Origin of the sequence: Marinobacter sp. M5B, assembly GCF_042604615.1 — a bacterium.
GTDB lineage: Bacteria > Pseudomonadota > Gammaproteobacteria > Pseudomonadales > Oleiphilaceae > Marinobacter > Marinobacter salarius.
Genome location: NZ_CP156894.1, coordinates 2,415,029 through 2,436,458 on the forward strand (window position 1 = coordinate 2,415,029; position 21,430 = coordinate 2,436,458).

General features: G+C 57.1%; 27 protein-coding genes and 1 tRNA gene. 19 read left to right on the forward strand and 9 right to left on the reverse strand.

Annotated elements, in window-relative coordinates; all coding sequences use genetic code 11:
- Positions 1 to 114: 114 nt before the first annotated feature.
- The 5 genes from AAGD24_RS10965 to AAGD24_RS10985 all read right to left on the reverse strand — a co-directional run bounded on the left by AAGD24_RS10965 (position 115) and on the right by AAGD24_RS10985 (position 4,094).
- Positions 115 to 684 (reverse strand): DUF1285 domain-containing protein, encoded by a 570-nt coding sequence (locus AAGD24_RS10965; RefSeq protein WP_379865087.1) that lies wholly within the window; start codon positions 682 to 684, stop codon positions 115 to 117.
- Positions 685 to 758: 74 nt separating this feature from the next.
- On the reverse strand, positions 759 to 1,208 hold the full coding sequence (locus AAGD24_RS10970) for a histidine phosphatase family protein (protein ID WP_036207403.1): 450 nt from the start codon (positions 1,206 to 1,208) through the stop codon (positions 759 to 761).
- Between the two features lie 27 nt (positions 1,209 to 1,235).
- Positions 1,236 to 2,303, reverse strand: coding sequence for an NAD(P)H-dependent glycerol-3-phosphate dehydrogenase (locus AAGD24_RS10975; RefSeq protein WP_041333371.1), 1,068 nt, complete (start codon positions 2,301 to 2,303; stop codon positions 1,236 to 1,238).
- A 76-nt stretch (positions 2,304 to 2,379) separates the two neighbouring features.
- Complete coding sequence (locus AAGD24_RS10980) at positions 2,380 to 2,871, reverse strand: STAS domain-containing protein (RefSeq protein ID WP_036207409.1); 492 nt, start codon at positions 2,869 to 2,871, stop codon at positions 2,380 to 2,382.
- A 14-nt stretch (positions 2,872 to 2,885) separates the two neighbouring features.
- Positions 2,886 to 4,094: a PP2C family protein-serine/threonine phosphatase gene (locus AAGD24_RS10985; RefSeq protein ID WP_085680588.1), complete on the reverse strand. Its 1,209-nt coding sequence runs from the start codon at positions 4,092 to 4,094 to the stop codon at positions 2,886 to 2,888.
- A gap of 114 nt (positions 4,095 to 4,208) precedes the next feature.
- On the opposite strand from AAGD24_RS10985, the gene AAGD24_RS10990 reads away from it, so the two are divergent.
- Positions 4,209 to 5,675, forward strand: a complete 1,467-nt coding sequence (locus tag AAGD24_RS10990; RefSeq protein ID WP_036207414.1) for an HD domain-containing protein — start codon at positions 4,209 to 4,211, stop codon at positions 5,673 to 5,675.
- Positions 5,676 to 5,682: 7 nt separating this feature from the next.
- On the opposite strand, the gene AAGD24_RS10995 is transcribed toward AAGD24_RS10990, so the two are convergent.
- Complete coding sequence (locus tag AAGD24_RS10995) at positions 5,683 to 6,696, reverse strand: NAD(P)/FAD-dependent oxidoreductase (protein ID WP_379865089.1); 1,014 nt, start codon at positions 6,694 to 6,696, stop codon at positions 5,683 to 5,685.
- 117 nt (positions 6,697 to 6,813) lie between these two features.
- Between AAGD24_RS10995 and AAGD24_RS11000 the strand changes: the two genes are divergently transcribed.
- The 10 genes from AAGD24_RS11000 (at position 6,814) to AAGD24_RS11045 (ending at position 15,293) form a co-directional block, all read left to right on the forward strand.
- Positions 6,814 to 7,770 (forward strand): acyl-CoA desaturase, encoded by a 957-nt coding sequence (locus tag AAGD24_RS11000; protein ID WP_075195778.1) that lies wholly within the window; start codon positions 6,814 to 6,816, stop codon positions 7,768 to 7,770.
- Positions 7,767 to 8,234, forward strand: coding sequence for a nuclear transport factor 2 family protein (locus AAGD24_RS11005; RefSeq protein WP_379865091.1), 468 nt, complete (start codon positions 7,767 to 7,769; stop codon positions 8,232 to 8,234). The genes AAGD24_RS11000 and AAGD24_RS11005 overlap by 4 nt, the downstream gene beginning before the upstream one ends.
- Positions 8,231 to 9,031 carry an SDR family NAD(P)-dependent oxidoreductase gene (locus AAGD24_RS11010; protein WP_379865093.1) on the forward strand — a complete coding sequence of 267 codons (801 nt, stop codon included), beginning with the start codon at positions 8,231 to 8,233 and terminating at the stop codon, positions 9,029 to 9,031. Before AAGD24_RS11005 ends, AAGD24_RS11010 begins: the two co-directional genes overlap by 4 nt.
- Positions 9,028 to 10,293, forward strand: a complete 1,266-nt coding sequence (locus tag AAGD24_RS11015; RefSeq protein ID WP_379865094.1) for an NAD(P)/FAD-dependent oxidoreductase — start codon at positions 9,028 to 9,030, stop codon at positions 10,291 to 10,293. Before AAGD24_RS11010 ends, AAGD24_RS11015 begins: the two co-directional genes overlap by 4 nt.
- 2 nt (positions 10,294 to 10,295) lie before the next feature.
- Entirely contained in the window at positions 10,296 to 11,219 is a 924-nt protein-coding gene (locus tag AAGD24_RS11020; protein WP_379865096.1) for a DUF1365 domain-containing protein, read from the forward strand.
- Entirely contained in the window at positions 11,207 to 12,475 is a 1,269-nt protein-coding gene (locus AAGD24_RS11025; RefSeq protein WP_379865097.1) for a class I SAM-dependent methyltransferase, read from the forward strand. Before AAGD24_RS11020 ends, AAGD24_RS11025 begins: the two co-directional genes overlap by 13 nt.
- On the forward strand, positions 12,472 to 12,993 hold the full coding sequence (locus AAGD24_RS11030) for a DUF2878 domain-containing protein (RefSeq protein WP_136633407.1): 522 nt from the start codon (positions 12,472 to 12,474) through the stop codon (positions 12,991 to 12,993). The genes AAGD24_RS11025 and AAGD24_RS11030 overlap by 4 nt, the downstream gene beginning before the upstream one ends.
- The gene (locus AAGD24_RS11035; RefSeq protein ID WP_379865099.1) at positions 12,990 to 13,721 is read left to right on the forward strand and encodes a hypothetical protein; all 732 of its coding nucleotides are present in this window, start codon (positions 12,990 to 12,992) and stop codon (positions 13,719 to 13,721) included. Before AAGD24_RS11030 ends, AAGD24_RS11035 begins: the two co-directional genes overlap by 4 nt.
- Positions 13,722 to 13,828: 107 nt before the next feature.
- Positions 13,829 to 14,641, forward strand: a complete 813-nt coding sequence (gene xthA / locus AAGD24_RS11040; RefSeq protein ID WP_379865101.1) for an exodeoxyribonuclease III — start codon at positions 13,829 to 13,831, stop codon at positions 14,639 to 14,641.
- Between the two features lie 22 nt (positions 14,642 to 14,663).
- The gene (locus AAGD24_RS11045) at positions 14,664 to 15,293 is read left to right on the forward strand and encodes a TetR/AcrR family transcriptional regulator (protein WP_036207437.1); all 630 of its coding nucleotides are present in this window, start codon (positions 14,664 to 14,666) and stop codon (positions 15,291 to 15,293) included.
- 22 nt (positions 15,294 to 15,315) lie between these two features.
- Here AAGD24_RS11045 and AAGD24_RS11050 read toward each other — a convergent pair whose 3' ends face one another.
- Positions 15,316 to 15,735, reverse strand: coding sequence for a phasin family protein (locus AAGD24_RS11050; protein ID WP_036207441.1), 420 nt, complete (start codon positions 15,733 to 15,735; stop codon positions 15,316 to 15,318).
- 418 nt (positions 15,736 to 16,153) lie between these two features.
- On the opposite strand from AAGD24_RS11050, the gene AAGD24_RS11055 reads away from it, so the two are divergent.
- The 3 genes from AAGD24_RS11055 to AAGD24_RS11065 are packed head-to-tail and all read left to right on the forward strand — an operon-like array spanning position 16,154 to position 18,476.
- A complete protein-coding gene (locus tag AAGD24_RS11055; RefSeq protein WP_036207444.1) occupies positions 16,154 to 16,585 on the forward strand; it encodes a TIGR01244 family sulfur transferase in 432 nt (143 codons plus the stop codon).
- A gap of 45 nt (positions 16,586 to 16,630) precedes the next feature.
- Positions 16,631 to 17,740, forward strand: coding sequence for a ferrochelatase (hemH, locus tag AAGD24_RS11060; protein WP_036207446.1), 1,110 nt, complete (start codon positions 16,631 to 16,633; stop codon positions 17,738 to 17,740).
- A gap of 1 nt (position 17,741) precedes the next feature.
- Positions 17,742 to 18,476, forward strand: coding sequence for a 5-oxoprolinase subunit PxpA (locus AAGD24_RS11065; RefSeq protein ID WP_379865103.1), 735 nt, complete (start codon positions 17,742 to 17,744; stop codon positions 18,474 to 18,476).
- 57 nt (positions 18,477 to 18,533) lie between these two features.
- Here the strand turns inward: AAGD24_RS11065 and AAGD24_RS11070 are convergent.
- Positions 18,534 to 18,624 (reverse strand) — tRNA-Ser (locus tag AAGD24_RS11070).
- A gap of 219 nt (positions 18,625 to 18,843) precedes the next feature.
- On the opposite strand from AAGD24_RS11070, the gene AAGD24_RS11075 reads away from it, so the two are divergent.
- The 5 genes from AAGD24_RS11075 to AAGD24_RS11095 all read left to right on the forward strand — a co-directional run bounded on the left by AAGD24_RS11075 (position 18,844) and on the right by AAGD24_RS11095 (position 21,060).
- On the forward strand, positions 18,844 to 19,539 hold the full coding sequence (locus AAGD24_RS11075) for a Bax inhibitor-1/YccA family protein (protein ID WP_007152095.1): 696 nt from the start codon (positions 18,844 to 18,846) through the stop codon (positions 19,537 to 19,539).
- Positions 19,540 to 19,654: 115 nt separating this feature from the next.
- Positions 19,655 to 20,071, forward strand: a complete 417-nt coding sequence (gene tusD, locus AAGD24_RS11080) for a sulfurtransferase complex subunit TusD (protein ID WP_075195783.1) — start codon at positions 19,655 to 19,657, stop codon at positions 20,069 to 20,071.
- Between the two features lie 7 nt (positions 20,072 to 20,078).
- Positions 20,079 to 20,429: a DsrE family protein gene (locus tag AAGD24_RS11085; RefSeq protein WP_036207456.1), complete on the forward strand. Its 351-nt coding sequence runs from the start codon at positions 20,079 to 20,081 to the stop codon at positions 20,427 to 20,429.
- A 32-nt stretch (positions 20,430 to 20,461) separates the two neighbouring features.
- Positions 20,462 to 20,743 (forward strand): sulfurtransferase complex subunit TusB, encoded by a 282-nt coding sequence (gene tusB, locus AAGD24_RS11090; protein WP_091644655.1) that lies wholly within the window; start codon positions 20,462 to 20,464, stop codon positions 20,741 to 20,743.
- Entirely contained in the window at positions 20,743 to 21,060 is a 318-nt protein-coding gene (locus AAGD24_RS11095) for a TusE/DsrC/DsvC family sulfur relay protein (protein WP_036207462.1), read from the forward strand. Before tusB ends, AAGD24_RS11095 begins: the two co-directional genes overlap by 1 nt.
- On the opposite strand, the gene AAGD24_RS11100 is transcribed toward AAGD24_RS11095, so the two are convergent.
- Entirely contained in the window at positions 21,055 to 21,384 is a 330-nt protein-coding gene (locus AAGD24_RS11100) for a hypothetical protein (RefSeq protein ID WP_075195785.1), read from the reverse strand. The genes AAGD24_RS11095 and AAGD24_RS11100 overlap by 6 nt on opposite strands.
- Between the last annotated feature and the right edge of the window lie 46 nt (positions 21,385 to 21,430).

Sequence of the window (21,430 nt, forward strand, 5' to 3'; positions counted from 1 at the left end):
ACGACCACCGGGCCTCGTTAGAGAGCCAGGCTCGGTAACAAGTTCGAAAATACAGTTTAACAAGTGTCAGACTGCGTTTTCTACCGTGAGTTAGTTGGGACGGCGGCTGGTAATTCAACCGTTATCGGCAATTTTGTAGAAATTTCCGCTACTCCAGACACCTATAACGGTATCTTCACCGGAACTTTCTTCAGTCACCCGGTCGGCCAGATCGTAATAAGCGGCCGTTACCAGCCTTGCCTCCACACCGTGGCGTAAACCGATGACCGGGCGTGGTTCGTTGGTTCCTTCATAAACCCCAATGTGCAGAGGGTGCTCGCCCCCAATTAACAGTGTCTCTCCTGTGTTGGTCGTTACTGACAGAACCTGGTCCTTTCCACTGCCAGAGACTTCAAGAGAATGAGCGAGAATGGCCGTATCTTCGACAGTGATCCGCCACTTCTCAACCGGCGTCACCAGATAATGGTGCCCGTCACTTTCCTGCCGCAGAATCGTCGAGAACAGCTTAACAATGGCGTCCCGGCCGATGGGCTTGCCCTGATACAGCCACTGCCCGTCACGGGCAATCACGATATCAATGTCTCCGGACAGCTCCGGGTTCCATGTTTCGAGCGGTGGCAGGCCTTTTCCGGGAGCCTGTGCACTTTCCACTTGTTGCGCAATTGTCTCGGGCTTCTGGCTCATAAAGGTTATTCCTGTGTGGTTTCACAGAAACTATGGGCGCTGGGGCACCGATTTTAAAGGTCTTATGAGAGATTTCAGGGTAGGAATTGTGCCCGCAAGTCGGCGCAGCCTGGGCCTGCTACAGGCATTTCGAGAACCACTGCCTGAGCGGTCATAAAGGGGATGCCCTTACGATGACCATCCACGAGGAGTGTCGAAAGGCTGCCAACAAAGGGCATATGAGAAATCAGCAATAACGGAGAGGGAGCGGATTCGATCAACTCATCCAGACAACGGCCGGGATCATCATCCGGCGTAATATAATCCTTTTCCGTGACCGGGCAATTCAGAATCTCAGACGCAATCGCAGCGGTTTGCCGGGCCCTGACCAATGGGCTGCACCAAATAAACTCGGGGCGCCAGGGCGACTCCGCAATCTGAGCGGCTACGTCCGCCACCCCGTGGCGACCAAACTCCGTCAGCTCACGCTCCCTGTCGAGAGTGTGCCAACCGGCCTCACCATGGCGCATGACGATCAAGTGCACTGGCTTTCCCTCCGGCTAACCCGAACCTTACTGACTGATGGTTCGTGGAAGAATGAATTCCACATCTGAATTCTGGACCGACATCATCAGACTGTTGATCACTGCACTGATGGAGGCGCCATCGTAAAGAATCTCATAGAGCCCTCGAACCAAAGGCATGTAGATACCAATCGCCTCGGATTTCTCCTTGACCAGTTTCAGGGTATAGATGCCCTCGGCCACCTGGCCCAACTCCGCGACCGCCTCATCCAGCGCCTGGCCGTTACCTACGGCGTAACCAACACGGTAGTTCCTGCTTTTCGGAGACGTACAGGTCACGATAAGATCCCCTACCCCCGCAAGGCCCATAAACGTCATGGGGTTGGCCCCCAGGCTGACCGCAAACCGGCTCATTTCCGCCAGCCCGCGGGTAATCAGCATCGCTTTGGCGTTTTCTCCCAGATTCCGCGCTGACGCCAGCCCGGCAACGATGGCGTAGATATTCTTCAGTGCACCGGCCAGCTCGACGCCATACACATCCACATTGGCGTAGACCCGCAGATATTCGCAGCCAAGCAGTTCCTGAACCGTGCGGCGCACGTCAGGGTCCTTGGCTGCGATAACGGTTGCCGTGAGGTCCTGACTGACGATTTCACCAGCCAGATTGGGACCGCTGAGCACACCAATGCGGGAACGCGGAATTTCTTCCTGAAGGATTTCGCTCATCAGCTTGAAGCCATGCTCTTCGATGCCCTTGGTCAGGCTGACAACGATCTGCCCTTCCCGGAACTCAGAGCTGTTTTCACGAATGACGGAGCGGAAGGCTTTGCTGGGAATGGCCACAAAGACAATTTCAGCCTTACCGACGGCTTCCGGCAGGCTGGTAGTCGGTTGAATATCACCAGTTAGGGTGACATCCGGCATATAGCGGCTGTTGATACCGGTGTTGCGGATTTCATCCGCCTGGGCTTCGTCCCTCATCCAGAAATGGACGGTATGGCCATTCTCCCCCAGCACTTTGGCCATGGCAGAACCGAAACTGCCACCGCCGAGAACCGCTACATCATGGCCGGTCTGGGAAACGTCGGTGGGCCCACGGTTATTTTTCTCAGGCATAGTCGTTCCGTTATGTTTTATGGTTCAGCCCGGTAAACGGCCGGCAGGAATGGAGAACGCAGTGATGACCCCGGGCTCAGCCGGACTCTTCGCATTCCAGGGCACGCACCAGGTTCTTGAATTCTTCCCGGTTACGGCTGTTCAGGCCCATCAGCACACGGTGGGCTTCCAACACCTTATCCCTGACCTGCTGCTCGCTCGCGCGCAATACGGGGATTTCTTCCAGTTCTTCGATGCGGGACGCAGGCTCGCGAACAATGATGAAAATCTTGTCGAAACCCATGGAGGTGATGATTCGGGTTATATCAGGGTTGGTGGATATCATCGTGGGCAGGAAATTACTGCGTTTCTGGGCAGCCATGGCAATCTTGGCCAGCAGCCCAAGGGTGGTGCTGTCGATGATCTCGGTTTCGGTAAGATCAATAACCACCGTCTTGAAGTCAGGATCCTGGGTAATGGACTCAACCAGATTGTCCAGCGTCGAACACAGGTTCAGCCGGATTTCTCCAATAAACTTAAGGACATAGATGCCCTGTTTTTCAGCTTGCAGGATCTTGTAACCAGCCATTGAATCCACTGCCACTATGTCGACGTCGGGCCATTGGTATCAGGATCGGTATCCGTTACTGATACGATAGCAATATCGTCAGGTAACTCTGTGATCTCGTCGAGATTCAGAGCGTCGCCCAGGGAAGCAATAGTGTGACTACCTCCCGAGACGAGTTCAAGTAGTGTCTTTTCCTTTTCATCCAGGCTTTTGGCCTTGATGACCTCCAGTATACCGTCTGAGAAAAGAATCAGGTGGAACGGCTTGTCCAGTGGAACTTCGTAAACCTCCCATTCCGGCGTCTCGAACAGCCCTACCGGCAAGCCACTGCCTTCGAGGAACTCTGTCCTGCCGCCCTCCAGGGAAAGGATCGGCATCGGGAAATGGGCGCCCACCGAATAGCGAAGGCTCCTGTCAGACGTTGATATGATGCCTACGAACACCGTTACATGCTTGCCCAACCCGGTATCGAGCAGCTCGGAATTAATCCGCTCAAGGAAACGATCGGGAAACAGGATGTCATCACTGGAGCCACGCCTGAGATTGCGCTGGAGGCGGTTGGTCAGGTTTTTCAGCAACACCGTTACGAACGCCGAGCTGGCACCGTGGCCAGACACGTCGGCGATATACACCAGCACCTTGTCTTCGGTTATTCGGAAATAGTCCAGGAAATCCCCGCTGAGAAACAGCGAGGGCTTGATGAGGTGATTGACGGAAAAGCCGGAAAGCACCTGTTCCCGGTCTGGCAACATTCTGAGCTGGACCTTACGGCCGGCGCGCTGGTCGGCGCGTAATTCCGCAATGCCATCCCGCAAGTCCCGGTTCGCTTCTTCCAGTTCCTGGCGGTAAAGCTGGTTGAGCCGGTTCACACGCACCCGATCAAACAGCTTGCCAATAACGTCATCGAGGGCGCCACGATCATCGGAACAGGGTTTAAGCACGATATCGGCCGCGCCCGCTCTCAGCGCATTGACGATTTCGGAGGCATCTGCGGTGGAATAGCAGGCAACGATGGGGGTGAAGGTTTCCGCGTCTTCCAGTCGACCGGCAAGCTCACCAATGGCGTCCGGCGACAGGTCGGCAAAAATGATGTCCGGAATATTATCGTCGAACAGGGAACGGGCGGAAGCCAGGTCCGAATAACCGGTAACGTAGAATCCCCTGGCCTCAAGGTATCGACCCAGTTCCGAGCGGGCACGTTCATCCGAATCGATAATAAGAATGCGCTCGGTGCGCGATGTCATGGCGATTGCCCTAAACTACCATCGGTAAACAGGAAATTGGGTTTCTGATACCTATTCTGGCACGCCCCTGTGATATAACAAGACATGTTTGATGTTTTTGGGAGGTTGTAATCTATGAGAAGTGCCGTCAATGACCTGCTCGGGGCTTATGACAAGCTGATCATGGACCCGGTCCATGGCGGAATTCCGCTTTACCGGCATGAAATCAAGGTTATCGACCATCCCCTGTTCCAGCGCCTGCGCAACATTTGCCAGAACGACATCCTCAGCCTGGTTTTCCCTGGGGCGACCCACTCACGCTTCCTTCACAGTATTGGCGTGATGCACGTGGGCACGCGGATGTTCCGCTCGATGATCGACGCCTACCTGCGGGAACGCCAGCTCAGCGACCAGACAGACCTTAGCCTCAGCCAGCTTGATGCCATTGACTACCTGGCCAAGACCATCCGCCTGGGCTGCCTGCTGCACGACAGCGGACATTCCAGCTTCTCCCACCAGTTCACCCAGGCGCGGCGCATCCACGACCTTATGTCGCGGCCCGACCGGTTTGATGACCTTTGGAGCGGTGTCGACTATTCCGTGTATCACAGTGAACGCCCGGAAGAACTGGAGCACGAGCACTATTCCGTGAGGGTTGCCCACGAAGTGCTGTCGTCCATTGACCTTGAGACCGCCGGCCTCGATCCAAGAGACGTGATCGGCATCATGGAGACCACGGATGTGCGGCCCAGCGATGCGTTCTGCCGCCACGCACGCACCTTCTGGAATTTCATCGCCGGTAACGACGCGGACTCCGGTGTTCTAAGCGAAGCCGACACCCCCCGGCTGGTGATGGACCTGATGTCGTCCATTGTCTCCGGTGAAATCGACGCCGACCGGGCCGACTACATGCTTCGGGACGGTTTTCACTCCTCAGTCACCATCGGTGGTTTCAACCTTGACCACCTGCTGAGCAACCTGCGCTTCGGCTGGGACGTGCGCGAGCCCTGGCTCGGCCTGGCCATCACCCAGAAGGGTCTTGGCGCCTTGGAGGACTTCGTCTACAGCCGCCACCAGATGTACCGCAAGGTCTACGCCCACAAGACGGCCCTGGGTTTCGACTGGCTGTTGCGGGAAGCGATCAACGAAGTGCTTGAAGACCCGGAAATATTTGATTGGGTGGATACCTGCCTGAGCGACATGCGTTACTTCGCAGAACTGACAGACAGCTTCTTCTGGGAGGCTTTTCGCAAAGTGGCGCGGAAAAAGTCTGGCAGTTATTCACGCTGCATTGTGGACCGGGCCAAACTGAACCACCTGGACACCCGTGAAGATCTGACTGTCGCCGGCATCGAGGATCACAGCCGTTGGCTGGCCCGGGAGCTGGACCTGGACCCGGGCGAGGTTGTGACCTGCTCCATGCGGGCACGGTTCTCGAACATCCAGGACAATTTCAACGGCATCAAGGTACTGGTGCGTGATCCGATCAACCGTGCCCGTTCCCTGCGCAAGATTACCGATATCAGCGCCTTCTTCAGCAAGTTCAGCGACGGTACCATCACCCACTTCTACGTTCGGCCAACCGTACTGACCGGCAAGTAAGTTGGGCTTAGTCCGCCAGCATATGCGCGACCAGGCCACTGGCACTGTTGAACGCGCCCTCCACGCGGCCGCCGCTCAGCCAGTCCCCGGCCAGCCCGATGCGCTGGTCGCCATACCAGCGAAAACCGGGTTGCTCCGTGGGCGAGGATTTCGCATAAAGCCACCGGTGCGAAATCCAGTCGTCAGGGCAGACAGTAACACCGGTTACCTTCTTAAACGCCTCAATCATGGCAGCCGACACCTTGTCCGCCGAGGTATTTTCGTGCTCCCGAGACCATTGAGGCGTTGCATGGAGAACCCACCACTGGCCGGAATCGTCCCTGCCCGGTTTGCTCGAGTTATTCGCAATCCAGTCGAGTATCGGGTTCTGGCACCGCATCCCGTCATAGGGCTGTTCCAGCGCCTGCCGAAAATAGACAGCGGTTGCCCAGCACGGCTGGATATGGCTAACGTGGTCCTGCATCTGGTCCGAGAGCGCTGTGAGTGCACTGTTGCTGAACAGATCCCGGGTCTGAGCCGGAGGTGCCGTGACGATAACCGCGTCAAAGGGCCCATAAGACTCGCCGTCTGTATCGTTCAGCAACCACTGTTGACCCTGGCGAACCAGGCTATCAATGCGCGTTTGCGCCTGGACGTCTGCAGCGGTGGAAAGCCCGCGGGTGATGGTGGTCATCCGGGGAGCGCCGACGTAGCGGGTCTCTTGCGGGAACGGCTCCCATTGCCCGGAGGTGGTCTGGTAACCAAACCGCCCGGGCCACGGCCTGAAACTGCCTTCGGCATAACGGTTCAGGAAGGCGGAGAAAGCAGGATTCCTGATCGTAAAGTATTGCGCCCCGATGTCTACGGAGCCACCCGCAACACGCTTTGCGGCCATGCGACCGCCCGGGCCGCGGCTTTTCTCGAAGATCGTCACTTCATGGTTCTGCTCCTGAAGCAGAAGTGCTGCACTCAGGCCGGCCATGCCTGAACCAACAATGGCAATCCGGCGTATAACAGGCATCTGATCGGTTTGGTTAAACATCGTATAACGTGCATCCAAATTCGGTTGTTGGAACGTAGAACCCGTCAAGCGTCTGGTTGAGATTCTTCAACGCCCAGGCTTTACAGGTTAAACCACGAACGAAAGGGCAATCAGGGTATGACCCGAGTGCAACACTGGCTGACAAACATTCTGAGATGGTTCGACTCCGCTGCGGGTTCGGATCACCTCGACACAAGCTCGCGGGCTTTCAATTTTCTCAGGGTGGTTCCCTTTATAGCACTTCATCTGGCCTGTTTGCTGGTCATCGTCACGGGCACCAGTACCTTTGCCGTCATCTTTGCAATTGGCTTTTTCGCCGTGCGCATGTTTGCCATCACCGGCTTCTACCATCGCTACTTTGCCCACAAAACCTTCAAGACCAGCCGTGTTGCACAGTTTTTCTTCGGTGTCCTGGGCGCCAGCGCAGCCCAACGTGGGCCGCTGTGGTGGGCCGCTCATCATCGGCACCACCATCAACACTCGGACGACGAGAAGGACTTGCACTCACCACACCAAGGCGGGTTCTGGTGGTCCCACGTTGGCTGGTTTACCTGTGACGCGGGCTTTGCCATGGATGAGCGCCGGGTGAAGGACTGGATGAAATTTCCCGAACTCCGCTTTCTCAACCGCTTTGACTCATTGGTACCGGCGGCAGCCGCGGTCGGTATTTATGCCTTGGGTGAAGCTCTGGCGGCGTGGGCGCCCGGCCTGGGCACCAATGGTTTGCAGCTGCTGACCTGGGGCTTCTTTATATCGACGGTGTTGCTGTTCCATGCCACGGTGTCCATCAATTCTCTGTCCCACGTCTGGGGAAAACGCCGTTTCGAGACTTCCGACGACAGCAGGAATAACGTCTGGCTCGCGCTCATCACCATGGGCGAAGGCTGGCACAATAACCACCATCGCTGGCCGCAATCCGTGCGCCAGGGATTCCGGTGGTACGAGGTGGATATGACCTGGTACGGACTGTGGCTACTCGCGCGTCTTGGCATCATATGGGACATGAACCCTATTCCAGAACACATTCAGGAAGAAACCCGCCAACTGGATTCCATGAGGAGGAAACACTCATGAGTACCGCCTCTATCATCGAAATGGGCAACCAGAATTCATCCGTCCAGGAAACTCTTGGGCGCTTCACGCAACTCTTCAATAACCTCTGCGCCGGCAACATGGCGGAGCTGTCCAGCGTGTACAGCGAAAACGTGACGTTTACCGATCCGTTCACGTGCGTGCGGGGAATTGGTGAACTGACAGAATACTTTTCCGGGGCCTACGCCAACGTGATTTCCTGCGGTTTCGACTTCGGCGAGCCCGTGGTCAACGGCGAGGATGTGTGCATTCCCTGGGTGATGCACCTCAGGCACAAGCGTATTCGGAAGGGCAACCCGGTTGCGGTGGAAGGCATTAGTCAGTTGGTTATTCGTGAGGGGCGCGTTCTCTCCCATCGGGATTATTTCGACATCGGCCAGTTGCTCTACGAAAACCTTCCGTTACTGGGTGGCGTGATCCGTTGGATAAGGAATCAGGCGGGATGAGTGAACGGCTTGGAACAGCATCCAACATCTGGATTACCGGGGCCAGCTCAGGGATCGGCGAAGCCGTTACCCGCGCGCTGGTAGACCAGGGGCACCGTTTGGTGATCACCGGCCGACGGCAGGAGGCATTGGACGGCTTGAGCGCATTGGCGCCAGAGCGAGTTGTAGCAGCGCGGGCGGACACCACGAGCCGGGACGACCTACAGGGTATTTCCTCCACCCTGGAAACCCACGGCGACCTCAACATGGCCATCCTCAACGCCGGCACCTGTGAATACCTGGAAATCGCCGACTACGACAGCGCTGTGATTGAAAACAACATCAACACCAACGTGGTGGGCACCGCACGCTGTCTGGATATTGCCTTGCCGGCTCTGCGGCGCACTGTCGCGAAGGGCCAACCGGCGACGCTGGTGATTGTCAGCTCATCGGCGTGGTGGTTTCCCTTCGGCCGTGCCGAGGGGTACGGGTCCTCCAAGGCCGCGCTCACCTACTTTGCCCACGCGCTACGAGCGGATCTGGCGCCCGAAGGCATCGACGTGGTGGTGGTTTCGCCGGGGTTTGTGAAAACGCCGCTGACCGACAGAAACGATTTTCCGATGCCGTTCCTGGTCTCAGCGGAAGACGCCGCGGGCCGTATCGTCAAAGGACTGCGTAAAGGCCGTAACGAAATCGCTTTTCCGAAGCGATTCACCTGGACACTGAAGGCTCTGGGCGCCCTGCCCCAGGGGTTGATTGATCGCATGGCCGCCAGCATGAGCCGCAAAAGCAGGAATGAACAGGAAACCAGTGGATGAGTAACGAACGTCAACGTATTGCAGTCATTGGCGCTGGGGTCTCCGGCCTTACAACAGCCTGGCTCTTATCCGAAAAGTACGATGTGGAGCTGTTTGAAGCCGGCGACTATGCCGGAGGCCACACCAACACAGAGATGGTTACTGCCGGTGGTCGGGAGTGGCCGGTCAACACCGGTTTTATCGTCTTCAATGACTGGACGTACCCCAATTTCATGAAGCTGATGGACCGCTTGGGTGTTGCGTCGGAAGTCAGCGACATGAGTTTCAGTGTTGACTGTCATTCTTCCGGGCTACAGTACAACGGCACCAGCCTGAACACCCTGTTCGCCCAACGCAGAAACCTGCTGAATCTACCGTTTCTTCGTATGATCCAGGAGATCCTGCGCTTCAATAAGGAATCCCGGGCAGACCTGGCCGCTGGCAACATCGCAGACACCGAAACCCTGGGCGAATACCTGAACCGCAACGGCTACTCGCGCTACTTCCGCCAATACTACATCGTCCCCATGGGGGCCGCGATCTGGTCGGCGCCGGAGATTGTCCTGGAACAGTTCCCGATCCGATTTTTTCTCCAGTTTTTCAATAATCACGGCATGTTGTCGGTAGACGATCGTCCGACCTGGCGGGTCATTTCCGGCGGCTCCGCGCGCTATGTCGATGCGATGATGGAACGCCTGGGCGAACGCATACATTTGAACAGCCCGGTCAGTTCCGTCGTCCGTGAGCCGGACCATGTGGTGGTCACCGTCAATAACGAGCACCACCACTTTGACCAGGTGGTGTTTGCCTGCCACAGCGACCAGGCCCTCGACATGATTGCCGATCCTTCCGCCGAAGAACTGGATATTCTTGGTGCCATTACCTATCAACGCAATGATGTGGTGTTGCACACCGACAGTTCGGTACTGCCATCAAATCGCAGGGCGTGGGCGGCGTGGAACTATTTCATACCGCAACACAGCACCGAGCCTGTGTCTGTGACCTATAACATGAACGTACTGCAGAATTTCGATGAGGCACCGGAAACCTTCTGTGTCACCCTCAACCGCAGCCAGGACATTGATCCGGAGCGCATCATAAAACGCTTCGACTACGCACACCCCGTGTTCACCCTGGAGGCCGTGGCGGCCCAGAAACGCTATGACGAAATCGGCGGCCACAACCGCAGCCACTTCTGTGGCGCCTACTGGTTCAATGGCTTTCATGAGGACGGTGTGAGCAGTGCGCTCCGCGTTACTCAGGCTTTGGGAGTGGAGCTGTAGCCATGAACGCTGCCCTACCGCAAAACATGGTCGCCAATCAGCTTCACAGCCAATGGCTGGAGGGCACGATTCGGCATCGTCGCAAGACACCGGTACGCCACGAATTCAGCTACAGCACCGGCATGCTGGCCCTGGACCTGCGCGAGTGGCCATCCATAACCCATATCAGCCGCCTGTTTTCCCTGGAACGCTTCAACTGGTTGTCCCTGTACCGCCGTGACTATTTCCGGCCCGAGACCGCCAACCTCCTGCAGGCCGTGAGCGATCAGGTACAACAGGCGACGGGATGGCGCCCGGACGGCGCGGTGCAACTCATTACTCATCCCCGTTATTTCGGGTATGTGTTCAATCCGGTCAGTTTCTACTTCTGCTACCACGCCGGCGACCGCCCGGATCATGGAGCCGTGCCCCGGGTCATCATGGCTCAGATCACCAATACACCCTGGAAAGATCGCCATGTGTACTGCCTCGAAACCACAGGCGCGGAACCAACCAGTGCCGGCTGGCGCACTGAGCGCTTCGATTTCAGCAAACGCTTTCACGTATCGCCCTTCAATCCCATGGATCAGCATTACCAGTGGACGTTCAGTTTCCGCGGCCCTGAACTTCGAATCCACATGGGTGTGAAACAGGACGAACGCAAGCATTTTGACGCCACATTGGTGGTCCGACGCACCCCCCTGGATCGTAAAGAACTACACAGGAGCCTTAGACAGTTTCCACTGGAAGCGCTGAAGGTGGTGGGTGGTATTTACTGGCACGCCCTGAAGCTCAAGCTCAAAGGGGTGCCGTTCTTTACTCATCCAAACAAGCTGCCTGAAAACGACCCGGCGCACCGGCGCGGCGCAGAAGACTCAGGCCAGGATGTCACCGAACCCACAGCCCAGAACAAGACAACCGGAAAGGTAAGCTCATGGAGAACCTGAACACCTCGCTTGAATCCACTGGCACTGGCCAGGCGCCGCTCACCAGCCGGTGGGCGAAAGCCCTTGTGTGCCAGCAGCTTTCCCTTCTTGAAGCGGGAACACTGACAATTCGTGAAGCCGGGGCGGAAACCCTGACCTTTGGAGACAGCGACAGCCGATTCGCGCCGGCGGAGCTGGTCATCCATGACCACAGCACCTGGAAGGATCTGCTAACAGGCGGCAGCGTGGGTGCCGCTGAAGCCTATGTCGCAGGTGACTGGTCGACTCCGGACCTGGTGGCCCTGTTGCGGTTCTTTACCCGAAACGTTGATCGGATGAACGCCTTCGAGGACCGATTCAGTTGGGTCACCAAACCGGCCTTGAAGGGCCTGCACTGGCTGAATCGCAATACGAAGGAAGGTTCCCGCAAGAACATCAGCGCCCACTACGACCTGGGTAACGACCTGTTCGAGACCTTCCTTGACCCCACGATGATGTATTCCTCCGCCATCTACCCAGGCCCAGAGGCGACGCTGGAGCAAGCGGCGGTTCACAAACTGGATACCATCTGCCGAAAACTGGACCTGCAACCGGGCGACCGGGTGATCGAAATCGGCACCGGCTGGGGTGGATTCGCCGTGCATGCGGCCAAACATTATGGCTGTCATGTGACGACCACGACGATTTCCGCCGAGCAGCTGGAACTGGCGAGAAAAAAGGTCAGCGACGAGGGCCTGGAAGCGCAGATCACCCTGCTGTTTGACGACTACCGCGACCTGGAAGGCCAGTTCGACAAGCTGGTGTCCATCGAAATGATCGAGGCGGTGGGCCCGCAATTTCTGGACAGCTACTTTTCTCAAATCAGCCGCTTGCTGAAACCGGACGGCCTGGCCCTGGTGCAGGCCATCAATATGCCCGAGCAGCGCTACAAGCGCGCCCTGAAGAACGTCGATTTCATTCAACGATTTATTTTTCCGGGCAGTTTCATTCCCTCTTTTGGCGCGATGCTGGACTCCGTCCGCACCGGTTCGGACCTGGTAATGACCCACGCTGAAGATATCGGCTTCCATTACGCCCGCACGCTGCGGGACTGGTGCGATCGCTTCATGGCGAACCGGGATACGCTCGACAGCCTTGGCTACGACAAGGCCTTCCGCCGCCTGTGGCATTTCTACTTCGCCTATTGCGAGGCCGGCTTCAGTGAACGAGCCATTGGAGTTTCCCAGATCCTGTTCGCCAAGCCAGGTAACAAGCGTGAGAACATCCTGAGCGTATGATCCACAATGATACCCTGCGCAATGTCGTGAACTTCGCCCTGTTCCAGGCTGGCTGGTTCGTATGCGTGCTCTATCCGGGCCTGATGGCTGCCGGATTCGTGGTCCTGCTATTGGTTTTCCACATGCTGTTTGTCAGCCAGCACCGCTCCATCGAACTGCAGTTTATCGGCGCCGGCACGGTTCTGGGCGGTGTACTGGACGGCATCTGGTTCCAGACCGGCATCCTTGATGATGGCACTGGCAGCGTACAGATCACACCGGTCTGGCTGGTCGGCATCTGGGCCATATTCATGACCACCCTGAGCCATTCCCTGTCATGGATTGGCAGCAAACCCTGGCTGCCCTTTGTGTGTGCCCCCATCGCCGGGCCTTTTGCCTACTGGTCCGCCAGCGCGCTGGGCGCCGTGCAACTTCCGAATCTCACACTTTCTTTGGCTGCGCTGGCATTGGGCTGGCTGGTTGTATTCCCGAGCCTTCTCTATCTCCGCAAGGCCCTCTATCCGGAGCTGATACGATGAGGTCCAGCGCCCTTTTGCTCGCCTGCGCCCTGCCCCTGTCGGCCGCGTCCGCCGAGATGCGCTTTACCGGCCAGGCGATGCCGTTGAACGGCGACAACCTGCTCTATGAAGAGCAGCACGTGGTCACAGGCAAGTGCACCGATGGCCTTTTCCGACCCGCCTCCCACAACGTGACTTACCTTCGCAGTAACGGTGAGCCATTTGCTGAAAAGACGCTGTCTTACGAACAATCGACGTTGCGTCCAGCGATGACCTTCCGACAGCCGGGTTTCAATGAAGTCATGGAGATCCGCAACCGGGATGACGCGACGCTGGAAATCGAGTGGCAGACTCCGGAAGGCGACACGGAAAACTCGACGGTGGAGGTCACCCGGAAACTGGTGGCAGATGCGGGCTTCGACAATCTGGTCCGCAACCACTGGCCCGAGGTCACTTCCGGTGACCGCATCGAATTCAACTTTCTGGCGCCCACACGGGGCAAAGCCTATGGCTTTGTACTGGAGCCTGCGAAGGACGACCGCATCAACGCCACACATACGGTGCTGATAGAGCCCTCGAGCACAATCCTGAGCTTTCTGGTTGACCCGATCCTCTTGGGCTATAACGACAACGGCGCGCTGACGGACTACCTTGGGTTGACCAATATCCGCAAGGACAAGGACTCGAACTACACCGCCCATATCCGCTATGCCGTGGACACCGCTCCGGATTGTGAACTGACCCGCTGAATCCGTCCTTGCAGCCAAGGCGGACACACCGACCTGTTGTGGTAGACTTGCGGTTTCCTGACACACCCTGACAATCGCCAAAACTGCAAAACAGAAGGTTTCCGCCGATGATGTTTGTCTCATTCAACGTCAACAGTATCCGCACGCGGCTGCACCAGCTTGAGGCCGTGATTGATAGCCTGAACCCGGATTTTATCGGCCTGCAGGAAACCAAGGTGACCGACGAGGAGTTCCCGGAGGACGCCATTCGCGAACTCGGCTACCACGTTCACTTCCATGGCCAGAAGACTCATTACGGCGTTGCTCTTCTTTCCCGCCAGGCGCCGGACAGCGTCCAGAAAGGCTACCCGTGGGACGGAGAGGACTCCCAACGCAGGCTGATTACCGGCCACTTCACGGTCAATGGCTGCAAACTTACGGTGATCAACGGTTATTTCCCCCAGGGCGAGAGCCGAGACCACCCGATAAAGTTTCCCGCCAAGGAAAAATTCTACGCGGACCTGATGCGCTACCTGGACGACCTGAAAGCCGCCAACGGTGAGATTGTGGTAATGGGCGATATGAATATCTCGCCTACTGACCAGGACATCGGCATCGGTGCCGACAACGCCAAGCGCTGGCTGAGAACCGGCAAATGCAGCTTTCTTCCGGAAGAGCGTGAATGGCTGGGACAGGTCGAAAGTCGTGGTTTCACGGACGTGTTTCGACACCTGCACCCCGAGGAATCTGACACCTTCAGCTGGTTTGATTACCGCAGCAAGGGCTTTGACAGGGACCCACGCCGCGGCCTGAGGATCGACCTGATCATGGCCAGTGACCCGCTTCTACCGAAGGCGGAAGAAGCAGGCGTCAGCTACGATATTCGCGCCATGGAGCGGCCTTCGGACCATTGTCCGGTGTGGGCTCGTTTCTCGCTTTGAACCCACCTCGCCGGGCCGCGACATGAAAAAAATGAAAACCCGCGACCGTATACTTGAGGCCAGCCTGATGCTGTTCAACAGCATCGGCGAGCCCAACGTAACCACCCTGTTGATTTCGGACGAACTGGAGATCAGCCCCGGCAACCTCTATTACCACTTCAAGAGCAAGGGCGATATTGTCGGGGAACTGTTTGCCAGCTATGAACACGAAATGCACGACCTGCTGGCGGTTCCGGAAGACGCGACCATCAGCCTGGACCAGCAGAGTTTTTTCCTGCATCTGTTGTTCGAAACCGTCGCCCGCTACCGATTCCTGTATCAGGACCTGGTGAACGTCCTGTCCCGATACGAGCAGCTTCAAACCCGCTTCCGGCGCATTCTGAAAAAGAAAACCCATGGTTTCAGGGTCATCTGCGAGAGCTTTCGACGCCAGGGCGTCATGGAGATTACCGATGGGGAGCTGGATGCACTCTGCGACCAGTTGACGCTCACCGCCTGCTATTGGAGCAGCTTCGACAGTCTGTCGCATCTGGATGACCGCGACTCCATGGACCCGGGCCGCGGTGTTTACCAGATGATGCACTTGCTATTGCCCTACCTGGGCCCGGATGAAAAAGAACAGATTTACCTGATGAGCCGGGATTACCTCTGACATCAATGGCCGGAAGCGAGCATCATTCCTCTTCGGAGCGGTCCTCGGTCTGCTCCCTGAGGCGTTGGAGTTCCGCTTCCAGGGCCTGAATCCGGCGTTCCATGGCTTCGATTTCGTCCCGACGGTGAATACCCAATCGACGCAACGCGCCGGACACGCGCTCATCAAACATGTTCTCGAGGCGGTCCCAGGTGCCAGTGGCCTTTTCCCGCACATCGTCCACACGGTCTTCCACAGTGCGCACGTGCTTTTCAACCACGCCGCGGGTCTTACTCTCCAACTGCTCGCCTTCCTGAACCAGACGCTCAAAGAAGCGACCAGCGTCCTCCTCGGCCTTGGTGTAGGCACCGAGCCCGGCCAGCCAGATCTGCCGTGCAGACCCTTTTATTTTACCCGCCAGCTGCTCGTCGTTTTCCGGCGTGTTTTCGTTTTCGTCAGACATGCAAAACCTCGGAGGCGTTGGACTCTCAATGGCTCATTATTGTATTACAGCGGGCACTGAATTTCAGTCAACAGGCCAATATCTCTGCGTCAGGGCTGAAACCAAATCGCCTGAAAGGCCCACAGCGAGCGGCTTTAGTATAAGCACACTTTCAATATGAAAAAATGTGATCAAACGAATCGCTCACTGGCTTGAAGTGTTCAAAATATGGTCAATACTTCACTGTACCGGTGTCCCTGCTGATGCCGGTTTGTCTGGAAGTCTTTCATGGATACTACTCGCACGCCTCTGCCCGGCCACCAGTGCCGGGCTTTTTTTTATCTCCTGGATTAAAACTTCCCATGGCCTGGGCTCTGACAGCGGCTATGTCCTGTGGCATTATGCTGAGGCATTTATGTGACCGGCAAAAGGATCGCTTATGGACATCAGACGTATCGACGACACGATTTCAGTCTCGCCCCAGCTCACTGTGGAGGACGTTAGCGAAGCTGCAAAACTCGGCTTCAAAACACTCGTTGCCAATCGCCCCGATGCCGAAGAGCCCGGCCAGCCGGGCATGGCCGACATAGAGGCCGCAGCTCGCGCAAACGGGATGGAGTGGGTGTATCTGCCGGTCGAGTCCGGGAATATCTTTGACAACGACGTTGACCGCTTTGATGCAATGATCCGTCAGGCAGACAAGCCCGTACTTGCTTTCTGCCGCTCCGGAACCCGCTGCACCGTGCTCTGGGCACTGAGTTCGGCACGCACCGAGCCGGCCCACGACATTGTCAACAAGGCCCGTAAAGCTGGTTACGATGTTGGCGGGCTGGCGCCGCGGATGGCCCAGCAGGCAGGGAAACGCTCCTGAGCCACTTTCTGAACGGACACCCATCATTCTCCAGGATCCAGAACCATGCCGTACAAGGGTACCGCCGATTTTCGCCATGACCATCCCGAAAAAACCGGAGTACTGATCACCAATCTGGGAACACCGGATGCCCCAACCACGTCTGCCCTGCGCCGTTATCTGGGGGAATTCCTCTGGGATCCCAGGGTGGTTGAAGTGCCGCGCCCGATCTGGTGGCTGATACTCCATGGCATTATCCTGCGACTGCGTCCCAGCCGGTCAGCCAAAGCCTATGCTGGCGTGTGGCAACCGGAAGGATCGCCGTTGTTGATTCACACCGCCAGGCAAGCCGAAGCGATTCGCAAACAACTGCAGGCGAAACACGGCAATAACCTCCTGGTGGGATTTGCCATGCGATATGGCAACCCGGGAATCCCGAAGGTGCTTGATGAAATGCAGGCGCAGGGGGTTCGCCGGTTGCTGGTACTGCCCCTGTACCCGCAGTATTCTGCCTCGACCTCCGCCTCGACGTTCGATGCCATTGCCCATAATTTTACCCGTCGGCGCTGGCTGCCCGATCTGAGGTTTGTCTCCCACTACCCGGACTACCCACCTTACATTGAGGCTATGGCCAGCCATATCCAGGCGCACTGGGACAAGCATGGGCGCAACCAGAAACTTATCCTCTCCTATCACGGAGTTCCCCTGAAGTACCTTGAGCGCGGCGACCCGTACCACTGTGAGTGCCACAAGACGTCCCGCCTGCTGGCAGAACGGCTTGGCCTTGGAAAGGATGAATACCTGACCACCTTCCAGTCACGTTTTGGCCGGGAAGAGTGGCTGCAGCCCTATACTGACGAAACCCTTAAAGCACTGCCCCAAAAAGGCGTAACATCTATAGATGTGTTCTGCCCCGGCTTTTCGGCGGATTGCCTCGAAACCATCGAAGAGATTGACGAGGAAAACCGTGAATACTTCATGGAAGCCGGCGGCGAGGGTTTCAGCTATATTTCCGCCCTCAATGCCACTCCGGGACATATCGACGCCCTGACGCAGCTGATTGAGGAGAACCTGCAGGGCTGGCAGGTGCCGCGCAATGAACCCGAAGAACTGGCAGAGAGGGTCAGGCTCGCGGAGGAACAGAGACAGGCCCAGTACCCGGGCCGGGAGCTGTGAGATGAAACTGAATTGTGACTTGGGGGAAAGCTACGGTGCCTGGCGTATGGGCCAGGACGATCAGGTGATGCCCCTTATCGATATGGCCAACGTTGCCTGCGGCTTTCACGCCGGGGACCCTTCGGTCATGCAGAAAACCGTGGCTCTGGCAGCGAAGCACGGAGTAGAGATCGGTGCCCATCCCTCCTATCACGACCTCGCCGGTTTTGGCCGCCGCTCCATCAGCCACAGCCCCGAGGAAATTCACGCTCTGATCCTCTACCAGCTTGGCGCGCTACAGGGACTATGTCGGGCCGAGGGCCTGACACTGTCTTACGTAAAACCCCACGGTGCCCTGAACAACGACATGATGCGGGACATGAGCACCCTGGAAGCCGTTATGACCGCGGTTAAAAGCTATCAGCAGGATCTGCCGCTGATGCTCCCGGTGACGGTCAAACACGAACAACACCGCAAACTGGCGGACTATGTTGGTCTCCCCATCCTGCTGGAAGCCTTTGCCGACCGCGCCTACGACGATGAGGGCCAGTTGGTATCCCGTCGCCTTCCAGGGGCGGTACATCAGTCTGCAGACAAGATTGTCAATCAGGCGGTATCGTTCGCTAAAAACGGTGGAGTCTACAGTTCATCCGGTAACTGGCTGACACTGCCGGCCGACAGCCTGTGCGTACACGGTGACAATGAGGCAGCGCTGAGTGGCATTCGGGCGATTCGCAAAGCATTGGCCACGAATTAGAAGCACTAACGAAACAGTTTGAAAGGATACGGGAAATATCAGGGAAGGAAGAGAAAGTGGCGGTGGGCCAGGGATTCGAACCCCGGGAAGGCTACTAACCTTCGGCGGTTTTCAAGACCGCTGCATTCAGCCGCTCTGCCAGCCCACCGTTTTCTCCACAGCCGTCATTGCGACAGCGGGGAGCATGATACCGGAATTCCGTTTCCTGTCAACGCCCTGGCCACATCGTCTTCCTTTCGATTCAACATTAACTCTATTTAATGGAATCCGCGAGGCCGTTTTCTGTCGTAAATGATTGAAAGTTGTGTATCTGGCATTATGATGAGTGTTAGATTCAAACGGTTGTGACACACAGACGGAGAAGACAATGGAAGACAGACGATTTGGCGTCCAGCAAAACCAGGGAGCCTATTCGACCACAGAAAAAGGTCGGGCGACGGGTATCAGCGCAGATGCCATGAACGTGCTGCGCAATACCTACATGCTGCTGGGAATGACTCTGGCATTCTCCGCACTGACTGCGTTCCTGAACATGAACGGCACGCATCCCGGCTTCCTGATCACGATCGTAGGCTACATCGGCCTTCTGTTCGCGACCTACAAGCTGAAGAACAGCCCCTGGGGTATCGTAACCACGTTCGCCCTTACCGGCTTCATGGGCTTCACCCTCGGCCCGATCATCGGCCAGATGGTGGCAGCGGGCGCTTCCCAGATCGTCGCGAATGCCCTGGCTCTGACAGCGACCGCGTTTGTGGGTCTGTCGGCAACGGCCATTATCACCAAGAAGGACTTCAGCTTCCTGTCCAGCTTCCTGACAGCGGGCGCCTTCGTGCTGATCGGCGCGATGCTGCTGGCGTTCTTCATGCAGAGCTCCATCCTGCACCTGGCGGTGTCTGCTGGTTTCACCATCTTCGCTTCCATCATGATCCTGTTTGAAACCAGCCGGATCATCAACGGCGGAGAGCGCAACTACATCATCGCTACTGTTGGCCTGTATGTGGCCATCTACAACCTGTTCGTCAGCCTGCTTCACCTGATGATGGCGTTCAGCGGCGACGACTGATCGCCTTGGCATCATCCAGATGACAGGCAACTGCCAGAGAACCCCGACCTCGGTCGGGGTTTTTTCATTCATGAGGTAAACTGTACTCTGAACTCCAACAGGCAAACAGGCACATATGAGTCCGCACACACCCTGCTCCTTTACCCTGGTCATTACCGGAGCGCCCTACTCCTCCCAGGCGCCACAAACAGCGCTCGCCTTCGCCAGGGCAGTACTGGCAAGCGGCCATCGAATTGACCGGGTATTCCTCTACGGTGATGGCGTTCATCTGGCGTCGGCACTGACCAGCCCACCCTCGGACGAGGTGCACTGGTCGCGGGCGTGGCATGATTTCCTGGAAAGCCACAACATAGCCGGCTTTGCCTGTATTGCGTCGGCGCTTCGGCGGGGCATTGTGGACCAGAGCGAACAGCAGCGCTACGAACTGCCCGCCAGCAATCTTGCCGCACCATTCACCATTGCCGGTTTGGGCGAGTGGGTTGACAGCGTGGCGCATTCTGATCGCGTTATCTATTTTCACAGTGGGGGTTGAGCCAGGCATGGAGACGTTGGTGATCATTAGCCGCGCGCCGTATTGCGACTGGACGGGCCGTGAGTCGCTGGACATGGCCTTTTCCCTTGCCGCGTTCGACCAGCCGGTGACGTTGCTGTTCACCGGAGAGGGCGTTAACTGGCTTCGCAAGGCCCAGCAAGCAGACGCCGTGCAGCAGAAATCGGTGGAGAAGAACCTGTCAGCCGCGCCCATTTTTGGCGTTTCCGCCCTGATGGCTGATCACAAGGCCTGTAAGCGGTACGGCCTCAACGAAGAGAATATGATGCCGGGCATTACCACGACAGATCTGTGTGCCGAACTGCTCGAACACTATGCCCACGTGGTCAACCTGAGCTGAGCAGGCAACCCAAACACCCGGAGAGCGCATTGATGGCAACCATCCATACCCTGCACATCGTCAACAAACGGCCGGATCACCCGGCGTTTGTAGCGTGCCTGTCGAGCATCACAGACCAGGATGGCCTGTTGCTGACGGAATCAGGTGTGCTTGCCCTGGCGGACCGTGAAGCAACGCTGAAGGGTACCGTTTATGCGTTGGCCCCTGACCTGCAGGCCAGGGCCATCGCCGTCGATGGACTTGACGTACAATCGATTGATTTTGACACAATGGTGGCCCTGACCACCGAGGCAACCAGAGTGATCAGCTGGTAATGACGATTCCAACGAGAAACAACGAAGGGTTCCTGGAAGACGCCTGGACGTGGTCACCTGACGTGGCCCGTGACATTGCGGCGGACGACAATATTGAGTTAACCGATAATCACTGGGAAATCATCGAATTCCTGAGGGAATTTTACAAACAACATGAAATATCACCACCTTCAAACAGGCTGTTTGTAAAAGCGGTCAGGGAGGCGTTTAACGAAGAGAAAGGCAACAGCATTTACCTGATGCAGCTCTTTCCCGGTACACCGGCCAAAACAGCCTGCCGCATAGCAGGTCTGCCAAGGCCGACGAATTGTCTATGAATCGTTTCGGGGCTTTCGACCGGGGTCAGATACCTCTCCCAGAAAGCTACTGAGGCCGTTTTCGAACAGCCCCGAACCGAACCGGAGGAACTGGCGGGTAGATTCTTTCACCGTACTCTCCGGCAGCTCCCGAAGAGTTTCTTCCACGCCTTCCCGTACACCCTGCCTGACTCTGGGCTCTATCTCCCGCGACGCGTCGATAAGCTCCGCCACCTTGCGATCAAGATGTGGTCGCACAATGCCGAACCAGAAGCCTGCCAGCACTGAAAGTACGACGCATCCTGTTACCAGGGCCTGTATCGCGACTGCCCATCCAAATTCCATACTGCCCTCCTGGTCAGCTCATTACGCAGGGAACCGTGTCCCAGGC